This is a genomic window from Sphingomonas sp. So64.6b, assembly GCF_014171475.1.
GTDB classification, from domain to species: Bacteria; Pseudomonadota; Alphaproteobacteria; order Sphingomonadales; family Sphingomonadaceae; genus Sphingomonas; species Sphingomonas alpina_A.
Genome location: NZ_CP048817.1, coordinates 4504862 through 4522733 on the forward strand (window position 1 = coordinate 4504862; position 17872 = coordinate 4522733).

Here is a 17872-nt window from a genome sequence, read left to right on the forward strand (position 1 = left end):
CCAAGCGTCAACGCTAGTGGAGGAGCCCCCTCCACCACCCGCTGAAGAAGCGGGTGGTCCCCCTCCCCCGATTCCCGGGGGGAGGATTAAAAGATCACCCCGCGACCTGCCGCATCGCCCGCAACGTCAGCGCATCGTCGCCACCAATCGCCGCGACGATATCCAGCGTATCCCCCGCACCCGCCCGCGCCAGCAGCACGACATACTCGCCGGCCGCACTGTGCGTATCGATCGACACGCTGGCCAGCGTCGGGCGCTCGCGCAAGGCATCGGCCGGGTCGGCAGCGGGCTTGGGCGCAGGCTGGCGCAGCGCGCGTTCGGCCTTGACCACGCCCTTGATCCCACCGTCGAACCCATCGAGGAACGCGCCGAGACCACCGGTCGCGACGCCGGTGCGGCGTGCATGCGACAATACCGTCGCGAATTCTGTCAGCCGCGTCTTGTCGTAATCCTGGCCGAACACGAGCTTGACGATCGGTGTCATCGGCGCGCGCAGCTGGACGGCGATGCCGGCGGTGTCGAGCAGCGCCTGGTAACCGGCCGGATCGGCATCGGCGCAGGCGGCGAAATCATGCGCGCGGCCCAGCGCACGGTACAGTGTGGCGCGGCTGCGCGTGTCATGCGCGCGCACTGCGGCGGCGGTCTGCTGTGCGAGCATCAACTGGTCGGACAGGCTCGCGCCGATCACCGGCGCGCTGTCGTCATCGGAATCGCCGGGTTCGTCATCCAGACCGGCGCTTGGACCATCCGCCCAGACTGCGGCGGAAGCGGGCGTACGCGGCGTGCTGCGCACCGATTCGGCGACTTCGGCATCGAGCTTGGCCTGGGTCTCGGCATCGACCAGCTCTTTCCAGTTGATCACGCCATAGATGAAATCGATCGTGTCCTCATCGGACGAGAAGGGCATCAATATGCCGCGATACATTGTGTTGTGCCCACGCGTGGCGACGAATTCGGCCTCGAAGCCGATCGGCGCGCGATTAGCGATGATCTGCAGATAATGGTCGGTCAGGCGCGACAGCAATGAACGACTCGGCACCTGGGAGATCAGCGTGACCGAGGTATCGAGCCCGCATTCCTCGCGCAGCGCGCCGCCGAGAAAGGCGATCGTCGGATCCTCGATGCCGCGCGAGAAATCGAGCAGCACGCTGTGCGGCCCGAAATCGGCGATGCTCGCAGGGTCGAGATCCTCGATCGACGGATAGGCGCGGCCCCGCAGCAGCGAGACCCAGTGATTATAGGCGCGGACATGCATCCGGCGCTCATCGCTGCCGATGTCGAGCGCGGGCTCGGTGCCGCCGGCATAGGCGTCGTCCCCGTCCACGTACCCGTCCATGCCGATCCGATCCTCGTCGAAGCCGCGAACATTATCCATTACGCAAAAGACCCTTACCGGACATACAGGCGCCCATTACCGGCCGTTGTGCACCGCGCGTGGTAAACGATGCGTAAAGGCACTTACGTTAGAGCATGGCGTGCGTGGGGTGCTTGTCAGGCCGGGGAGGACCTGCTAACCGCCGCCGCCTTGTCAGGGCTCGTTGCGGGCCCGGCCGGTATGCCGCTTTAGCTCAGTTGGTAGAGCATCGCATTCGTAATGCGGGGGTCACAGGTTCGAGTCCTGTAAGCGGCACCATTACACCCCTATAAACCCTTCAAAACTCTGGAAAAATCCCGAGGATCCGGGCATAAGGCCCCTACGGCCTTCCGCTGTCGTTCGCCCTCGTTCGCCCCTATCCGGCGGATTTGGGGGCCTCGTTTGGGGGCCTGGAGTCAGGATTTTTTGATGAGGCCCCCAAATGCTCAGCGACGCTGGGATTCGTGCCCTAAAATCAAAGGCTAAGGAGTATAAGGTGCCCGATGGTAGGGCCTGTATTTGCTTGTCGCGATATCGGGAAGTCTGGTGTGGAAGTTCAAATACCGGTTCCGCGAGACCGAGAAGAAGCTTTCGCTCGGCGCTTATCCCGAGATTTCGCTGAAAGAAGCACGCAACAGGCGCGACGCGGCCCGTGCGTTGCTCGACGAAGGGCGTGACCCTGCCGCCGTGAAGCAGCAGGAATGCTCGATGCGTCTGCCGCTGCGGCAATCACGTTCAGCATGGTCGCAGGCGAATTCATCGCAAAAATGGACGCTGAAGGCTTGTCGCCGGCGACGATCAAAAAGGCATTCTGGTTTCGCGATCTGCTGGACCCGGCGATCGGCAACCGTCCTATCGCGGATATCACGGCGCAAGAGCTGCTCGCCGCGCTTCAGAAAGTCGAACGCAAGGGACATCGTGAAACCGCGCAACGCCTGCGCGCCTTCACGTCCCGCATCTTCCGGTTCGCGGTCGCCACGCTGCGTGCGGAACATAACCCGGCGGACGTGTTGCGGGGCGCGCTGATCGCCCAAGGTCAAACATCACGCAGCGATCGTTGCGCCGACAGCGGTCGGAGAATTGTTGCGCGCGATCGATGGTTATAACGGCCGCCCTGAAAACTGCATTGCGCTCCAGTTGGCTCCCCATGTGTTTTTGCGTCCCGGCGAGCTCCGCAAAGGTGAATGGGACGAGATCGATTCTGCGGCTGCTGTCTGGCGCATCCCACCCGTGCGTATGAAGATGAGATCCCCGCATAGCGTCCCTTTGTCGCGCCAGTCGCTCGAGTTGTTGCGCAGGCTGCGGGCATTAGACAACGAAGGCCGGTTCCTGTTTCCTGCGCTGCACACAGCGCACCAGCCTATCTGCGAGAACACGCTCAATGTGGCACTGCGGCGGCCCGGCTATGGCAAGGACGAAATGACGGCGGACGGGTTTCGCGCGACCGCGAGCACGTTATTGCACGAGTCAGGGCTTTGGCATCCCGACGCGATTGAGCGGGCGCTGGCCCACGGTGATCCGGACAAGGTCCGCGCTGCCTATCATCGCGGCACTCATTGGGACGAGCGGATGAGGATGGCGCAGTGGTGGTCTGACTATCTTACCCGGCTGCGTGACGGTGCTGCGGTGTTGCGGCCCGCATTTCAGCAAGCGTCGTGGCATCTACTCACGCTGATCGGCTGCGCGCTCTACTAGGTGTTTGATCCCACGGTTTGATGGTGCGATCCTTTCGCTGGAATGGAAGGAAGTCCTATGGGACAGGTACGTCACGTGGGCGACATGCTCGCGCACTACGCGGCAGCCGAACTGAGGGCGCGATATCATCGTCCTCTGCAACGTCGTGCAACACGGGTTCAGCTCGTTCTTTGCTCAAGCAAACCGACCACTCCGTGCTGGGACAAGGCTCGGTTGATGGTGTAATTATTGCGCGGCCGCCCCGGCCGGCCGCGTAATTTTCGATCGAAAGCTCGTGGCGGCCCGCCTGCGATGGAAAGCGACCCGATCCGAAATGTCATTCGCGCGCATCAGGCTAGGCTCGAAAAAGAACATATCACTGGCGACAGGCGAGGATTTCGTTCCATTTTTCGAAGGGGGAATAACATGCAGCCATTCCATCAGGCTCGTAGCGCCAGTAATCGCCGCATCAGGCTCGCGTTTCTGGGCGGCTCGGCGCTTTTCGTCTCCGGCACCGCTGTCGCACAGGACATTCCCCCGGCACCGGCCGGTGAGGGGGCCTCGCTCGAGACGACAAAAAGCGCGGAAGGCGATATCATCGTAAGCGCTCGCAACTACGTCCCTGAAGGCGCACTGACTGCAAGCAAATCGGACATCCCGCTGATAGAAACTCCGCAGTCGATCTCGGTCATCACGCGCGACCAGATCGATCTTCTGAGCTTCGTCGACGCGCAGCAGGCGGTTCGCTATACGGCTGGCGTCTTCGGTGAGAATTACGGCCCCGATCCGCGCTACGACTTCGTTACGGTACGCGGTTTCACGCCGAAGCAATATATTGATGGCCTCGCCGTGCCGGCGACTACCACGATCTCCGCGGTTGGCGTCGATCTTTACGCCTTTCAGTCGCTCGACATTCTCAAGGGCCCGTCGTCGGTGCTATACGGAGCGGCGCCTCCAGGTGGCATCCTAAACGAGACCAGCCGCCGCGCATTGAGCCATTTTGGCGGCGAGGTCTTGATCAAGGGCGGCACCAATAATTTCGGTCAGTTCGCGACCAGTGTGACCGGGCCGGTGACCAGTTTCCTCGATGTTCGTGCGACCATGTTGTACCGTGATTCCAAGGGCGACATCGATTACCAGCGCAACAAGCGCTTGCTGGTGTCGCCAACGGCAACGCTGAAGCTTGGCGACAACACCAGGCTGACCGGACTGCTCTATTATCAGTATGACAAGAACAAGGGCGGCAATGGAGGCTTCCTTCCGGCCGTCGGCACATTGCTACCCAGTCCGACCGGACTGAGGATCGACCGGTCTAACAATCTCGATTCTCCGCACACGATGTTCGAGCGCCGCCAGACCGGCGCAGGCTTTGATTTGCAACACAAGTTCGGTGGTGGCTTGACCTTCCATTCGAACACCAAATGGAGCCATTACCGCGAAGAAACGCCGACCGGCATCTATAGCGGCGGCGGCTTCATCAACACGAACAATCCGGCCGATCCTTCTTATTATCGCACGCTCCGGCAGTATAATTTTAGCTATGCCGAAACGGTGTCGAGCTTCACCACCGACAACCGGCTGGATGCGAAGCTGGTCAGCGGCGCGCTAACCCAGAAGATCCTGCTCGGCGTCGATTATCGCAAGGTCGCCAATGCTTCGTCGTTCAACTTCAAGGTCGCGGGACTTCTTGACGCCTTCGACCCGATTTATGACAAGAGTTTCGATGTCGGTATCGGCTTCCCGTTCGCATTCAACGATCAGAAGCTGAAACAGACCGGCATTTACGCGCAGGATCAGTTGAATATCGGTAATTTGTTCGTCACGGCCAGTGGCCGGTACGACTGGGTGAAGGTGACCAACAATGCGACCGGTGTCGCGCAGAAGGATCACAAGTTCACCTATCGTATCGGCGCGAATTACGTGACCGATGCGGGCATCGCGCCTTATGTCAGTTATGCGACCTCATTCGAGCCGGTGCTGGGCAAAGGCGATGATGGAAAACCGTACATCCCGACGCTTGCAACGCAGTTCGAAGCCGGCGTGAAGCTCGACGCGCGCGGCCTCCCGAGCGACGTAAAACTGTTCGCAACCATCGCCGCGTTTGATATCAAGGAAAAGAATTTCGTCGTTGCCCAGGTCGGCGCAACGCCGATCGGCGGCATGCAGGGGGGCGAGGTCGAGGTGTACGGAGCCGAGTTCGAACTGGTCGCCCGAATTCGCGAGCAACTGTCGATCAACGGGTCGTACAGCTACAACCACAGCGAGATCAAAAGCAGTTTGAACAAAGTCGCCGACATCGGCTTCCCGCTGCCGACGACTCCTAAGCACAAAGCGTCGATCTTCGCAGATTACACCTTCCAGCGCGGCGCATTGGGCGGCTTCGGATTCGGCGGGGGCGTGCGTTACAACAGCAAGAGCGCCGGCGGTCTGCCATCGGCCACTGGCACATTGGCATTGTCCACTGGGCTGTATATCGAAACCGGGGAAGCGACCCTGTTCGATGCCATCGTGCATTATGATGCGCCGGGTTATCGCATCGCATTGAACGGGTCGAACCTTGCCGACAAAAACTATATCGCGCGCTGCGCCGGCCTTTATGGCTGTGTGTATGGTGCCGGGCGGCAGGTGCTCCTGACACTGACGGGCAAGTTCTGAGCCGGCGGGGGCGGCGTGCCATGGCGCGCGGCGGGCTGATGCTCGCTGCCGCCCTGGCCGCTGCGCCCCTCTCGGCGCAAGAGGCGGGCGAGCCGCCGATCCACGACACGACGGGCGTCGCAATGCCGGTCATGCCGCCGCAGCAACCGCCGGGCGGTACGCTGCCGATGAAGCCCGCACGGCACCTGAAGTTCGAAGCCGACCGTGGCACCTGGCTCTCGCTCGATCGCTCGCCCGATGGGCGGCGCATCGTCTTCGACCTGCTCGGCGATCTCTATGCCATGCCCGCCAGCGGCGGGCGCGCGGCGCGCCTGACCGGTGGCATGGCTTTCGACACGCAGCCGACATTCGCCCCTGACGGTGCGACGATCGCCTTCGTCAGTGACCGATCGGGCGCCGACAATCTCTGGGTTTCCCGTGTCGACGGCTCGCGGCCGCGTCAAATCAGCTTCAACGACGACGACAGTGTGATGGCGTCGCCGGCCTTCAGCGCGGACGGCGAGAGCCTGTTCGTCAGCCGGTACCGCCCCGACCTCAACAATTACGAACTGTGGCGCTACGATCTCAAGGGCAAGGCTGCGTTGCTGGTGCCGATCCGCGATGCCGCCGGTTCGCCGCGCGATGGGTGGCGCAGCAGCCTCGGCGCGGTCGCGTCGCCCGATGGCCGCAGCCTGTACTTGGCGCGGCATGTCGGGGGTCTCGATTTCGACGCGGTCGACGAATGGACGATCGTTCGCCGCGACCTTACCAGCGGTGCCGAGACCGTCATCGTCGCCGAACCGGACGGCCCGCGCAAGGCGCTCAACCCCGGGTCGTCCTTCCGCCCCGCGCTCTCGCTCGATGGGCGCCAACTGGCCTATGCCACGCGCCGCGAAGGGCAGACCGAGTTGCGTGTGCGCGATCTCCTCTCGGGCGCCGATCGCGCGGTGGCCTTCCCGGTCGAGCATGACCAGGTCCAGGCATCGATGTGGCAGGACCTTCTGCCGCGCTATGCCTTCACCGCCGATGGCACTGCGATCCTGCTCGCGCGCGGCGGCCGCATCGAGCGCATCTCGCTGACCGGCGCCGACCCGCAGCCGATCCCATTCACCGCGCCGGTCGATCTCGCGGTGGGCGGATCGACGCGGCAGGATATCCGCGAAGAGAGAGGACCAGTGGTCGCGCGTCTCGCCCAGTCGCCGACCGTGTCGCGTGACGGCCACCGCGCCGCTTTCTCCGCGCTCGGGCACCTCTACACGGTGGCGCTCGATGGCAAGTCGAAGCCGGTCAAGATCGCCACGACCGACCCAGCCTTTCAGCCGAGCTGGAGCGCCGATAGCCGGCGGCTGACTTGGGTGACGTGGAGCGAACGCATGGGCGGCGCGATCTGGGCCGGGCCGGCGGACGGAGGCGGCGCGCCGGTGCGAGTGACCGATATCCCGGCCTTCTATACCTATCCGGTCTTTACACCGGACGGGACCGGAATTGTCGCCGTCCGCTCGGCACAAGCGGCGCGCGTCCGTCTTTACATGGAATATGGCAAGTTGCGCGATGCGGAGTTGGTCATGTTGCCCGCGCAGGGCGGACCTTCCCGCGTGCTGACCCAGGGGAAGATTGGCAGCCGGCCGCATTTCGCGTCCGACCCACACCAGGTCTTCATCCTCGCCGATGACGGTCTGGACCGAGTCGATCTCTCGACCGGCAAGCGAACACTCGCGGTGCGGGTCGAAGGGCCTGGCTGGTATTTTCAGGACGGCGCGGTGCCGGTCGATGATGTGCGCATCAGCCCCGATGGCCGATGGCTGCTCGCGCAGGTCGCCCAGCAACTCCATCTCGTCGCGATGCCCGATCGCGACGGGGTCACGGTCGACCTGAGCCATGCGGGGCAGGCGCACCGCCGGCTGACCGCTGGTGGCGCGGATTTCTTCGAATGGAGCGCTGACGGGAAGTCGATCCTGTGGTCAGTCGGGTCGACGCTGCATCGGCGACGCCTGTCGGAGGTGAGGGTCAATCCGCCCGACCGGCCCGACTGGTCGCCCGATCTCGCGGAACGGGACGAACGATGGCCGCTGACGGTGACGGCCACACGCCACCTGGCGACGGGAAGCTTGTTGCTGCGCGGCGCGCGGACCCTGACCATGGCCGCCGGCGATGCAGTGATCGAATCGTCCGACATCCTCGTCACCAACGGGCGCATCGCCGCGATCGGTCCCGCCGGCGTCATTGTGGCACCCGCAGGAACGCAGATTCGTGACGTCACCGGCAAGACGATCCTTCCCGGATTCATCGACACGCACGATCATATCGCGACTGTGCGCCGTGAGGTGCTTGGGCTCCAGGACTGGGGCCTGCGCGCGCGGCTCGCCTACGGCGTCACGACAAGTTTCGACCCGTCGACCCTGTCGATCGACATGCTGGCCTATCAGGATCTGCTCGACGCCGGGTCGATGATCGGCCCGCGCTTGCGATCGACCGGACCGGCACTGTTCTCGTTCAATCGTTTTTCGTCGCTCGACGATGTTCGCGCCGTGTTGCGGCGCTACCGCGACGACTACCGGCTGGCGAACATCAAGGAATATCGCACCGGCAACCGTCGCGTCCGGCAATGGATCGCGCAGGCCGCGCGGGAACTGGGGTTGCAGCCGACGACCGAGGGCGCGCTGTCGATGAAGCTCGACCTCAGCCAGATCATCGACGGCTATGCCGGCAACGAACATGCGCTGGTCGCGGCACCGCTTCAGTCCGACGTTCTGCGTCTGCTGACCGCGATGCGCACCAGTTACACCACGACGCTGGAAATCACCAATGGCGGCGCCGAGGGTCAGGACTGGTCGATCGCCCGCGACGGCGACCCGGCCTCTGATCCGAAGCTGCGGCGTTTCTGGCCGCGCTTCGCGATCGACCAGATGATGCTTCAGCGCCACTGGCGACCGCTCGGCGAATATCGTTTTCCGGCGATCGCGGCCGATGCGGCGGCGTTGCAGCGCGCCGGCGGGCTGGTCGGCATCGGATCGCATGGCGAGACGCCGGGGATCGGTTTCCATTGGGAAATGGAGGCACATGTGGTCGGCGGCATGACGCCAATGGAGGCGCTTCACGCCGCCACGATCGGCTCAGCGGAGACGATCGGACGCAAGACCGATCTGGGCAGCCTGGAGGTCGGCAAGATCGCCGATCTTGTCATTCTCGACGCCGATCCGATCGCCGACATCCGCAATGCCCGCCTGATCGAGGCGGTGATGCGCGACGGGCGGCTGTTCGATGGCGATACGCTCGCGGCGCTATGGCCCGCACCGTCACCGCCACCGGTGTCAGATGATGGCGGCGCGGGGGAATGGCTTCCCGCCCCTTAATCGATCGCCAGCGCAAACCGCAGCCGCGCGCCGATCACGAGCGCGTTGAGGGTCGCCGGGTTCCAGCCCGGATTGATCACATATTGCACCGCCGGTTGCACGACGACCCCCTCCACCACTCGGCGCGCCCATGTCAGTTCGAGCGCGGTCTCCGCTCGATCGGCGACGTGGCCGTCGATCAGCGAGCGACGCGCGGGCATGCCCAGGCGGGCATGCGCCACGGCGACGCCGATCCGCGAGTGCGGCGGCCCATGCGCGATCCCGCCGCCCAGATACAGGCCGATCGGGTTGGTGCGATCGTCGGCGACGCCAACCCGCACCCAGCCGTCGATCCCGCGACCAAGCGGCCCCTCGATCAGCGCATAGGCGCCCTGGCTGACGACGCGAGGGCGTGTGGGATCGAGCGCGTCGAAGCGGTCGGTATAGCGCCACGCACCCAATTGAACCTCGCCCGACCTTCCGATGCGATGTTCGATCTCGGCGACCAGCAGTGCGCCGCGCGAGCCTGGAAAGCGGATCGCGCTGCGGCGCGGATCGGCGACGCTGCCCGCGATCCCGTCGAATAGCCCGGCGCGTAGCCGGACCTTTCCGCGTGTATGCCGCACAACGATCGCGGTGGACGAGGATGGGAAGATCGACGGCCCGTTCGCGCCGCTTTGCGAGAAATCCGGCCCGATGCCATGGGAGCTGTGCAGGAATAGTGCGCCGGTCGACTGGATGTCGAATTCGGTGTTGAGGTCGATCAGTCCCGCCTTCACGGCGGTCGCCTCGCTCGCCTGCGCCTCGATCCACGCTTCGAACGGCCGGATCGCGCTGTCGGCCTGCACATTGCTCACGGTCTGGCCGTCGCCGACAATGCGGCCGGAAAAGTCGGTCGGCTGGGTCGCCAGCAGATCGGCAAACACCGCGATCCCATCAAGGCCGATCGCCCTTCCATCGATCGCCACGGTCAGATCGGCGCGGCCGAGCCACGCCGTCCCGCGCCGCACGCCGCCATCGGCGACGGTCAAGATATCGGTGATGTAGGAGGCGCCGAGCACGATCCCCGGCTCTTCCACGTCCTGCGCACAGGCTGGCGTCGCAAGCGCAACCGCCATTAGCGGCACCGCTCCGGTCAGGACCGTCCGCCATTTGCGTGACATCGCGGACATTATGGCGCTCTCCCTGTTGCCGTTGCAGACTAGGGAAACGAGCGCAGTTCGGCTGTCGCGCACGGGCCGAAGCCTTGGTCGATCGGGTCCGCACGCGGCTTGGCCCTATCGCGACAGCAAAAGGTCGTTTTTGACCGCGCGCGAGATCGCCCCGCGCGTATCATCCCCGCTTATGGCTGAGGGGACGAAGGCAATGGCTATTGAACGTCGCGGCGTATGGGCGCGCAAATCGCTCGACGCCGTTCGCACCGAGGCGAATGCGACCGGGATGCGGCGTACGCTCGGCCCGATCCAGCTTGTGCTGATTGGAATCGGCTGCATCATCGGCGCCGGCGTCTATGTCATGACCGGCACGGCGGCGGCCAATTATGCCGGACCCGCAGTGGTGATCTCGTTCGCGATCGCCGGACTCGCCTGCGCCTTCACCGGTTTGTGCTATGCCGAACTCTCCTCCGTTCTCCCGGTATCCGGCGCGTCCTATACCTATGCCTATGCCGCGCTGGGCGAAGGCGTCGCCTGGGCGCTGGCCTGGATGCTGATGCTCGAATTCGGCCTGGCCGGATCGGCGCTTGCGGTGGGGTTCGCCGGGTATCTCGGCAGTCTGCTCGGCGATTTTGGCGTGCATCTGCCGGCAGTGCTGACCAGTTCGACCATCCGCGGCGAGATCACGCCAGCGGGCATGCACTTCACCTTCGCACCGACGATCAACCTCGTCGCGCCGGCGGCGCTGGCGATCGCCACCGCTGTGTTGATCCGCGGCATTTCCCATTCCGCGGCGGTCAACACGTTCCTCGTCACGGTCAAGATCGCGGTCCTCGCCGGCTTCGTGCTCGTCGGGTCGCGGCATGTCGATGTCGCGAACTGGACACCGTTCATCCCGCCGAGCGAGGGCGGTTTCCGCTATGGCGTCCCCGGTATCTTCCGCGCCGCATCGATCCTGTTCTTCGCCTATCTCGGATTCGAAGCGGTGGCGACGGCAGCATCGGAAGCGCGCAAGCCGCAGCGTGACATCCCGATCGGCATTCTCGGCGCGCTGCTCGTCAGCACGATCATTTACGGTGCCGTCGCCCTCGTCTTGACCGGCCTGGTGCCGTTCCGGTCGCTCAACGTCGCCGATCCGATCGCCGTTGCGGTCGGCGCGATCGGCATGCCGGTGGCGGCGATCGTGATCAAGGTCGGGGCCTTGACCGGGCTCGGCTCAGTGTTGCTGGTCAATACTTATGGCCAGTCCCGCATTCTCCACGCGGTGGCGGTTGATGGGTTGCTGCCCCCGGCCTATGCGCGCATCCATCCGCGCTTCAGCACGCCCGCCAACGGCACGATCCTGGTCGCGGCGATCTCCGCCGTCGCGGCCGCGCTGCTGCCGATCTCGTTGCTCGCCGATCTGGTCAGCCTTGGTACCGCGTGCGTGTTCACGACAGTGGCCGTGTGCGTGATGTGGCTGCGCACCAGCGAGCCGGCTCTCCCGCGGCCGTTCAGCGTGCCGCTCGGCGGCATCCGGGTTCGTGGTGTGTGGATCGGCGTCGTGCCGGTGCTCGCAATCCTGTTCTGCCTCGTGATGATGGGCCCGGTGCTGGCCGACATCATCGGTAAGGCGATTGGCGGCGAATGGATTCCTGCGACAATCTTGCTGGTCTATCTGTCAGTCGGCGGCCTGATCTATCTGGGCTATGGCCGCCACCACTCGAAAGTGCGGCGTCAGGAAGCGCGATAGCTCTTGCGTGTTGCCGTCATCAGCCGTGCGAGTTGCGCGTCGCCGAGCCCGTCGATGATCGTGGCGAAGTTGGCCGGGTCCTCGTCCTGTCCCAACTTGAAGCGCGCGCGGCAGGACTCGATCGTCACGCGAAAACCGACTACCCGCGCCGCAAGCTTTTCATAGCGGTCACCCATCGCAGCCACCGTCCAGGGTTCGATCCGGCCGGTTTCCATATGCGCGACCAGCCGCTCGAGCGCCTCTCCTGTAAGCGCATCGTCGAACGCGACCGTGCCGCGGACCGCGACGACCGCGAAGTTCCAGGTCGGTGCCCAATCCTTGTTCGCGATCCACCCCGGCGTGATATATCCAGCCGGGCCGTTGAACAGGAACGACCCGTTGGGATCGGCGGTAAAGGCGGGTACCAGCGGGTGTGCACGCGGCAAATGGCCAAGCAGGGATCGCGGTGCTCCGTCCGCGTCCGTCTCCAGCAGCAGCGGCATCGGCGTCGCCGCCGCCGGGTCGCCGTCCGCCATCAGCCAGGCGAGCGGATTGGCGGCGACAAGCCGCACGACCTCCGCGCAGCTGACCTGGCCGAACGGATCGGTCATCGCCCCAGCGTCCGGGCGAGCCAAGCCGCGCCGTCTTCGATCGCGCGATCGGCCAGCGCCGAAATATCGACCGCTTCGAGGAAGCTGTGCGACGCACCGCGATAAATTCGTTCATCCACTGCGACGCCCGCTTCTCTAAGCCGCGTCGCCATGGCCCGGTTCTCGTCGGCGAGGATGTCGCATTCGGCGATGCAAAGAAAAGCGGGCGGGAGGCCGGCAAGCTCGGCCAGCATGGGACGGGCAAGCGGATGCTCCGCCGCACCCGGCACGGTCCCAAGATAATTGTCCCAGAAATCGATCATTTCATCACAGGTCAGCATGAACCCGTCGCCGTCGTACCGGCTGTGCGAGTCACGCCTGGCGGTATCAAACGCGCCATAGTTGAGCAGCAGGCCATCCAGCCCGGTTCCGGAATCGCGCTGCCGGATCGCGCTCGACAGGGCCAGATTTCCGCCGGCGGAATCGCCGCCGATCGCGATACGCGCAGAATCCAGCCCATGGGCAGCACCGTGGCGACGTAGCCAGGCGCAAACCGCGCCAATCTCGTCCAGTGCGGTGGGGAAGCGCACCTCCGGTGAGCGGCTATAGTCCACTCCGACCACCGCGCAGCCGCTGCGCGCGGCATATTCGCGCATCAGCCGATCATGCGAATCGAGGCTGAACAGCACCCACCCGCCGCCGTGCAGGTAGACCAGCACGGGCAGGCCTTGGTCGTTGGTAGGCCGATGGATGCGCACCGTGACGCCGGCCGATCCCGCGGTCAACGTCTCGGTCGCCGCCATCGTCGGTCCTCCCCGCGCCCAGCGCTCGCGCACGCGTTCGGCAACCGCCCGCCGCGCGGCCACATCGGCATAGGCGCCGCCGGAGAATTCCGCGTAACCGGCATTGGTCTCCGCCCGGAAGCGGGCGATATCAGGATCGAGTTCGGTGGTCACGGTGGCTCAAATTCCCTTGGTAATGGCGGCGCGTTTGGCGGCAGACCGCTCGGCGGCGAGACGCGAGGCGCGTTTTTTCCACCACACATAGAAGCCGGTGACGATCATCTCGATCGTCGCAAGCCCGAGCAGAAAGACAATCGCGATCGTCGGCCAGCCGCCGATCTGACCACTGTGCAGCGGGTAGAGCATGCGGATCATCACCAGCCCCGCGCTGTCGTCATAGGGATTGACTACGTGCGCCAGCGCACCGCCACGCGCGTCGAAATAATAATAGATCGGACCCAGCGCGCGGTAATTGAGCGTGCCATCATTGGTGAGCGTCATACCGTAGAGGTTCCAGTCCGGCCGGTAGAGCATCGTCGCTGGCTTCCATTTCAGACCGTCGCGCGCGACCTGGCGCTTGCCGAGTGCCACCGCTTCACGAAACGTCAGCGCGGGTCGGGTGCCGTTTGGAAAAGGGGCCGGTCGGTCGAACAGACTGCGCTTCAACGGTGCGATCCGGATCACCGTCGGTTCGTACGCCTCGGCATAGAAGTTCAGGCAGACCGACGTGTAGGCCAGCGCGGTCACCCCGATCAGCAACCACAGCCCGGTCGAGCGGTGGATATCGAGCATTAGCCGGCCGAGCACGCTCTTCAGGCTGAATCGCCACATGCGGCGCCAGTTTTTCAGATAGGGCCGTTTGCGCGGCCAGGTGAGATAAACGCCGACGAGATTACCGACCAGCCAGGCGAGCGCCATCACACCCATAAACCACCGGCCAGCATCGCCTGCCAGGAGCGTGAAATGGAATTGCGCAATCCCCTCGACGATATGCCGACGGTCCCAGCCGGCACGTTTCTCGCGCACGCCGACAATATGACCATTCGCAGGGTCAAGAAAGACCTGGTCGAAGCCTGGCGCCGTACCACCCGGTGTCGCCATCACCTCAACTGGTATGGTCGCGCCGGGCAAATTGTTCAGGGGGAATCCGACGATTTGCAGATCGGGGCGCGCCGCGCTTAGCCGCTCTATTTTCGCGAGGGGATCACTAGCGCTGGAGGCACCGTCGACGACGAACAAATCGCGATTGAGTGCGCGGTCAAGTTGAGGGGCGAAGCACAATATGCAACCGGAAACCGCGGCGATCAGCAGGAACAGCATGATCGACAAGCCGATATATCGATGGATCGTGGTCCAGAGCGTCCGGCGCGATGCTTGGCTCATGTCGCGCGAGCCACCGCGCGGCGTGGTTTCTGTGTGGGATTCGGCACGTCCGTCATGTTCGATGGTGATAGGCGAAGGAACTGCATCTCGGTATCGACATCGGGTACAAGGCTTGTGCGATCAGGCCGCGATGCTGCTGCCGTCGCGTCCGCTCCGACCGGGCTTGCTCAAGTAAGCGGAGGGGGGCTGGCCAAAGGCGCGATGAAACATTGCGGTAAATGCGCTCGCACTTTCATAACCGACATCGAACGCAACGGTCGTGATCGGCTGTCCGAGCGCCAGTCGCGACAGCGCCGCCATCAATCGAACCTGTTGCCGCCATGCCGCGAAGCCGGCCCCGGTCTGGTCCTTGAACAGCCGCGTAAAGGTTCGTCGGCCCATACCGGCGACGTTCGCCCAATCGTCGATATTGCGCTGATCGGCCGGATCGTCGATCAACGCCCGACACACGCGCAACAGGCGGCGGTCGCGCGGCATCGCGATTTCGCTCGGAATGCCGGGCATGCGCTCGACCTCATCGAGCAACAATTGAGCGATCCGTCCTTCACGCCCGTCGATGTCATATCCTACCGGGAAACGCCCAACCTCGAAGATCAGTGCGCGGACCAGATCGGACACCTCAAACACCCGGCATTGACCCGGTTGACGGCCAATCGCTGGATCGATGTATAGCGTATAGGTCGATACGTCGGCTCGACAGTGCAACTCGTGCATGGTTCCAGCCGGAATCCAGATCGCGCGGTGCGGTGGGAGCACGAAACTGCTCGATTCGGTGATGATCGAGATGGTGCCCCAAGCGGAATAAGAAAGCTGCGACTGAGCATGGCTGTGCGAAGGATCGACGAAGCCGGCGGGATAATCGTCGGAAAAGCCGATCATCGGTCGGGACTCTAAAGGATAGTCGGTTGATCGCTTCACGTCGCAGCTGATCCCTCCGGGCTAGCGCTCCGATCTATTATGGCGACGAGTCGCTGGCAGATGCAAGACGGGGCGCTGCATGGTGCTTCGCGCGGGCGATCGGTTTGCGTTACGCACTGGCAATGGGCGCTATACTATGCGTTTAGTACCGGCTTTTGCGCACCGGGATCGCCGTTGTTCGCTTGATCTCGGTCAATGTCACCGTCGATTGCACGTCCTGAACCCCTGGGAGTTTAAGGATTACCCGAAAGATGAACCGCTGATACCATTCCAGCGATTCCGCGATGATCTTCAAGATGATGTCGCGTTCACCGAAAATGGTGTGGCATTCCATCACCTCGGGCGTCGTCTCGATCCTGCGGTTGAATTCGGCGCGCTGTTCATCGCTCAGCGTCACCATTTTCAAGGTGGCGAAGATGTAAAGGCTTTCACCGAATTTCGTGCGGTCGAGCAGCGCGACCTGGCCGACAATATAGCCTTCCTCGCGCAGTCGCTGCAGCCGGCGCCAGCAGGGCGACTGCGAGAGGCCGACACGCTCGGCGAGCTCACTCGTCGAGAGCGAGGCGTCCTTTTGCAGCTGCTCGAGGATCTTTAGATCGATCGAAGTGAGCGGGTCGGTCATGGGCGATATTCCTGTCGGGCGCGTTGCGATGGCTAGGCACGCCGGTGCAACATAACTTTACCGGCTCTTCGAGCAATCCGCGACTAAACATACCCGCGAAATACCGAGTGTATCGGGACGGTCTGAGAAAATTTTATGCAACCTCCGGGGCGCTGACCCCAAAGTTCGCATAATCATTTCACTGGGCCGGCCCTAAGGTGCGAGGATCGGAGGCTGATCCTGCATGACGTTGAAGTCCGCCTTTACCCGTTTGCTGTCGTGCGCTGTGCTGGCCATCACGCTTTCCTGCCCGGCTTGGGCGCAGCCGGCCGCACCGGTAGCGGTCCACGACCAGATTGATCACCCCGCCGTCGTCACGCACCATATGGGGCAGTTCGGCGGCCGGAACATCGCCTATACCGCAACGGTCGAAGGACTGCCGGTCTCGACCGACCCCGATGGCGAAGGCGCGCGGATCGTCAGCTTCGCCTATACGCGCGACAAGGCCGATCCCGCGCGCCGGCCAGTGATGTTCCTGTTCAACGGCGGACCGATCGTCTCCTCCCAATATCTGCACATCGGCGGTATCGGGCCGAAACGGGTCGCCTATCCGGATGAGGTCAAGGCCGACCCGTCGACCTTCAAGCTGGTCGACAATCTTTATTCCCCGCTCGATGCGGTCGACCTGGTTTTCGTCGACCCCGCTTCGACCGGCTTCAGCCGCGCCACGCCGGGCACCGATCCGAAAATCTATTTCTCCGTGCAGGCCGATGCGCGCCAGTTCGCCGCCTTCATCCGCGCCTGGCTGAAGAAGCACGGCCGCGAGGGCGCCCCTGTCTATCTCACCGGCGAAAGCTACGGCACCAATCGCGCGGCTGAGATTGCGGGCCAGCTGGCCGACGGCCCCGATCCGCTGCCGCTTGCGGGTATTTTCCTCTATGGGCAGGCCGCCAACATCATCGAATATTCGCAGCGGCCGGCCAACATCACCAGCTACATCGCCTCGCTGCCGACAATCGCCGCGATCGGCTGGTATCATGGTAAGGCCGATCGGAGGGGGCGCTCGCTCGACGCGTTCCTCGCCGAAGCGCGCAGCTTCGCCAAGGGCGACTATCTGACCGTCCTTTACCAGGGTAGCGCCGCGTCGGATGCCGACAAGCGGCGGGTCGCCGCGCGGCTCGCCGAGCTCAGTGGCGTTCCGGCAGACTGGTATCTAGCGAATGATCTCAAGATCACCAAGGAACGCTACCGGGTCGAACTGCTCAAGGACCAGGGTCTGCTGCTCGGCCGTGCCGATGCGCGCTACACTGCGCCGATTACCGACAAGGGCAATGCGCCCGATCCGTCCGATGTCCTGACGCAGGGCGTGCAGAAATTCTTCCCCAGCTATATTCGCGACGATCTCAAGGTCGACTGGACGGATCCCTATGTTCCGGCCGTGGAGATTGCGAGCCTGGAAGACTGGGGTTGGGGCGACGCCAAGAGCCCGTTCGGCGACTGGCCTTATTACAAGGGTATCGGCAAGATGATGAAGCTCAATCCGGGCTTCCGTCTGCTCGTCGGTAACGGCATCTACGACACCCAAACGACGATGGGCGCGGCCGAACTGCTGGCAACTCAGTCGGGCTGGGATCCTGCCCGCGTGACGCTGCGCTACTATGACGGCGGCCATACCGGCTATTCGGTGGCGACGACGGCCAGGGCGATCGGCGACGATATCCGAAGCCTGGTCCGCTGAT

Annotated in this window: 13 protein-coding genes, 1 tRNA gene and 1 pseudogene; 8 read left to right on the forward strand and 7 right to left on the reverse strand. The window is 63.8% G+C overall.

Going from position 1 to position 17872, the window contains the following annotated elements; genetic code table 11:
• Positions 1 to 94: 94 nt before the first annotated feature.
• The gene (locus G4G27_RS21670; protein WP_183110548.1) at positions 95 to 1375 is read right to left on the reverse strand and encodes a hypothetical protein; all 1281 of its coding nucleotides are present in this window, start codon (positions 1373 to 1375) and stop codon (positions 95 to 97) included.
• A gap of 182 nt (positions 1376 to 1557) precedes the next feature.
• Between G4G27_RS21670 and G4G27_RS21675 the strand changes: the two genes are divergently transcribed.
• The 6 genes and pseudogenes from G4G27_RS21675 (at position 1558) to G4G27_RS21690 (ending at position 9015) form a co-directional block, all read left to right on the forward strand.
• Positions 1558 to 1633: transfer RNA gene (locus G4G27_RS21675), tRNA-Thr, on the forward strand.
• 267 nt (positions 1634 to 1900) lie between these two features.
• Positions 1901 to 1996 (forward strand): annotated as a pseudogene (locus tag G4G27_RS24420) (Arm DNA-binding domain-containing protein); the annotation flags it as partial.
• 98 nt (positions 1997 to 2094) lie between these two features.
• Positions 2095 to 2460, forward strand: coding sequence for a hypothetical protein (locus tag G4G27_RS24425; RefSeq protein ID WP_345940690.1), 366 nt, complete (start codon positions 2095 to 2097; stop codon positions 2458 to 2460).
• Complete coding sequence (locus G4G27_RS24430; RefSeq protein WP_345940660.1) at positions 2438 to 3049, forward strand: site-specific integrase; 612 nt, start codon at positions 2438 to 2440, stop codon at positions 3047 to 3049. Before G4G27_RS24425 ends, G4G27_RS24430 begins: the two co-directional genes overlap by 23 nt.
• 405 nt (positions 3050 to 3454) lie before the next feature.
• Positions 3455 to 5683, forward strand: coding sequence for a TonB-dependent siderophore receptor (locus tag G4G27_RS21685; RefSeq protein ID WP_183110549.1), 2229 nt, complete (start codon positions 3455 to 3457; stop codon positions 5681 to 5683).
• A gap of 20 nt (positions 5684 to 5703) precedes the next feature.
• Positions 5704 to 9015, forward strand: a complete 3312-nt coding sequence (locus tag G4G27_RS21690) for an amidohydrolase family protein (RefSeq protein WP_183110550.1) — start codon at positions 5704 to 5706, stop codon at positions 9013 to 9015.
• Here the strand turns inward: G4G27_RS21690 and G4G27_RS21695 are convergent.
• Positions 9012 to 10166: a carbohydrate porin gene (locus tag G4G27_RS21695; protein ID WP_183110551.1), complete on the reverse strand. Its 1155-nt coding sequence runs from the start codon at positions 10164 to 10166 to the stop codon at positions 9012 to 9014. The genes G4G27_RS21690 and G4G27_RS21695 overlap by 4 nt on opposite strands.
• A gap of 193 nt (positions 10167 to 10359) precedes the next feature.
• On the opposite strand from G4G27_RS21695, the gene G4G27_RS21700 reads away from it, so the two are divergent.
• The gene (locus G4G27_RS21700) at positions 10360 to 11880 is read left to right on the forward strand and encodes an amino acid permease (protein ID WP_183110552.1); all 1521 of its coding nucleotides are present in this window, start codon (positions 10360 to 10362) and stop codon (positions 11878 to 11880) included.
• Here G4G27_RS21700 and G4G27_RS21705 read toward each other — a convergent pair.
• The 5 genes from G4G27_RS21705 to G4G27_RS21725 form a co-directional block, all read right to left on the reverse strand.
• A complete protein-coding gene (locus G4G27_RS21705) occupies positions 11865 to 12470 on the reverse strand; it encodes an FMN-binding negative transcriptional regulator (RefSeq protein WP_183110553.1) in 606 nt (201 codons plus the stop codon). The two genes, G4G27_RS21700 and G4G27_RS21705, sit on opposite strands and share 16 nt — an antisense overlap.
• Positions 12467 to 13405, reverse strand: coding sequence for an alpha/beta hydrolase (locus tag G4G27_RS21710; RefSeq protein WP_244624456.1), 939 nt, complete (start codon positions 13403 to 13405; stop codon positions 12467 to 12469). The genes G4G27_RS21705 and G4G27_RS21710 overlap by 4 nt, the downstream gene beginning before the upstream one ends.
• Before the next feature lie 6 nt (positions 13406 to 13411).
• Positions 13412 to 14614 carry a PepSY-associated TM helix domain-containing protein gene (locus G4G27_RS21715; RefSeq protein WP_183110554.1) on the reverse strand — a complete coding sequence of 401 codons (1203 nt, stop codon included), beginning with the start codon at positions 14612 to 14614 and terminating at the stop codon, positions 13412 to 13414.
• 120 nt (positions 14615 to 14734) lie between these two features.
• A complete protein-coding gene (locus tag G4G27_RS21720) occupies positions 14735 to 15493 on the reverse strand; it encodes a helix-turn-helix transcriptional regulator (protein ID WP_183110555.1) in 759 nt (252 codons plus the stop codon).
• A 181-nt stretch (positions 15494 to 15674) separates the two neighbouring features.
• A complete protein-coding gene (locus tag G4G27_RS21725) occupies positions 15675 to 16154 on the reverse strand; it encodes an Lrp/AsnC family transcriptional regulator (protein WP_183110556.1) in 480 nt (159 codons plus the stop codon).
• Between the two features lie 223 nt (positions 16155 to 16377).
• Between G4G27_RS21725 and G4G27_RS21730 the strand changes: the two genes are divergently transcribed.
• Positions 16378 to 17871 (forward strand): peptidase S10, encoded by a 1494-nt coding sequence (locus G4G27_RS21730; protein WP_183110557.1) that lies wholly within the window; start codon positions 16378 to 16380, stop codon positions 17869 to 17871.
• Position 17872: the final 1 nt, after the last annotated feature.

Bases quoted from the DNA above. Each gene is read 5' to 3' on its own strand.
- G4G27_RS21670 (WP_183110548.1), bottom strand. From the start codon at position 1,375: ATGGATAATGTTCGCGGCTTCGACGAGGATCGGATCGGCATGGACGGG.
- G4G27_RS24425 (WP_345940690.1), top strand. From the start codon at position 2,095: ATGGTCGCAGGCGAATTCATCGCAAAAATGGACGCTGAAGGCTTGTCG.
- G4G27_RS21685 (WP_183110549.1), top strand. From the start codon at position 3,455: ATGCAGCCATTCCATCAGGCTCGTAGCGCCAGTAATCGCCGCATCAGG.
- G4G27_RS21690 (WP_183110550.1), top strand. From the start codon at position 5,704: ATGGCGCGCGGCGGGCTGATGCTCGCTGCCGCCCTGGCCGCTGCGCCC.
- G4G27_RS21695 (WP_183110551.1), bottom strand. From the start codon at position 10,166: ATGTCCGCGATGTCACGCAAATGGCGGACGGTCCTGACCGGAGCGGTG.
- G4G27_RS21700 (WP_183110552.1), top strand. From the start codon at position 10,360: ATGGCTATTGAACGTCGCGGCGTATGGGCGCGCAAATCGCTCGACGCC.
- G4G27_RS21705 (WP_183110553.1), bottom strand. From the start codon at position 12,470: ATGACCGATCCGTTCGGCCAGGTCAGCTGCGCGGAGGTCGTGCGGCTT.
- G4G27_RS21715 (WP_183110554.1), bottom strand. From the start codon at position 14,614: ATGAGCCAAGCATCGCGCCGGACGCTCTGGACCACGATCCATCGATAT.
- G4G27_RS21720 (WP_183110555.1), bottom strand. From the start codon at position 15,493: ATGATCGGCTTTTCCGACGATTATCCCGCCGGCTTCGTCGATCCTTCG.
- G4G27_RS21725 (WP_183110556.1), bottom strand. From the start codon at position 16,154: ATGACCGACCCGCTCACTTCGATCGATCTAAAGATCCTCGAGCAGCTG.
- G4G27_RS21730 (WP_183110557.1), top strand. From the start codon at position 16,378: ATGACGTTGAAGTCCGCCTTTACCCGTTTGCTGTCGTGCGCTGTGCTG.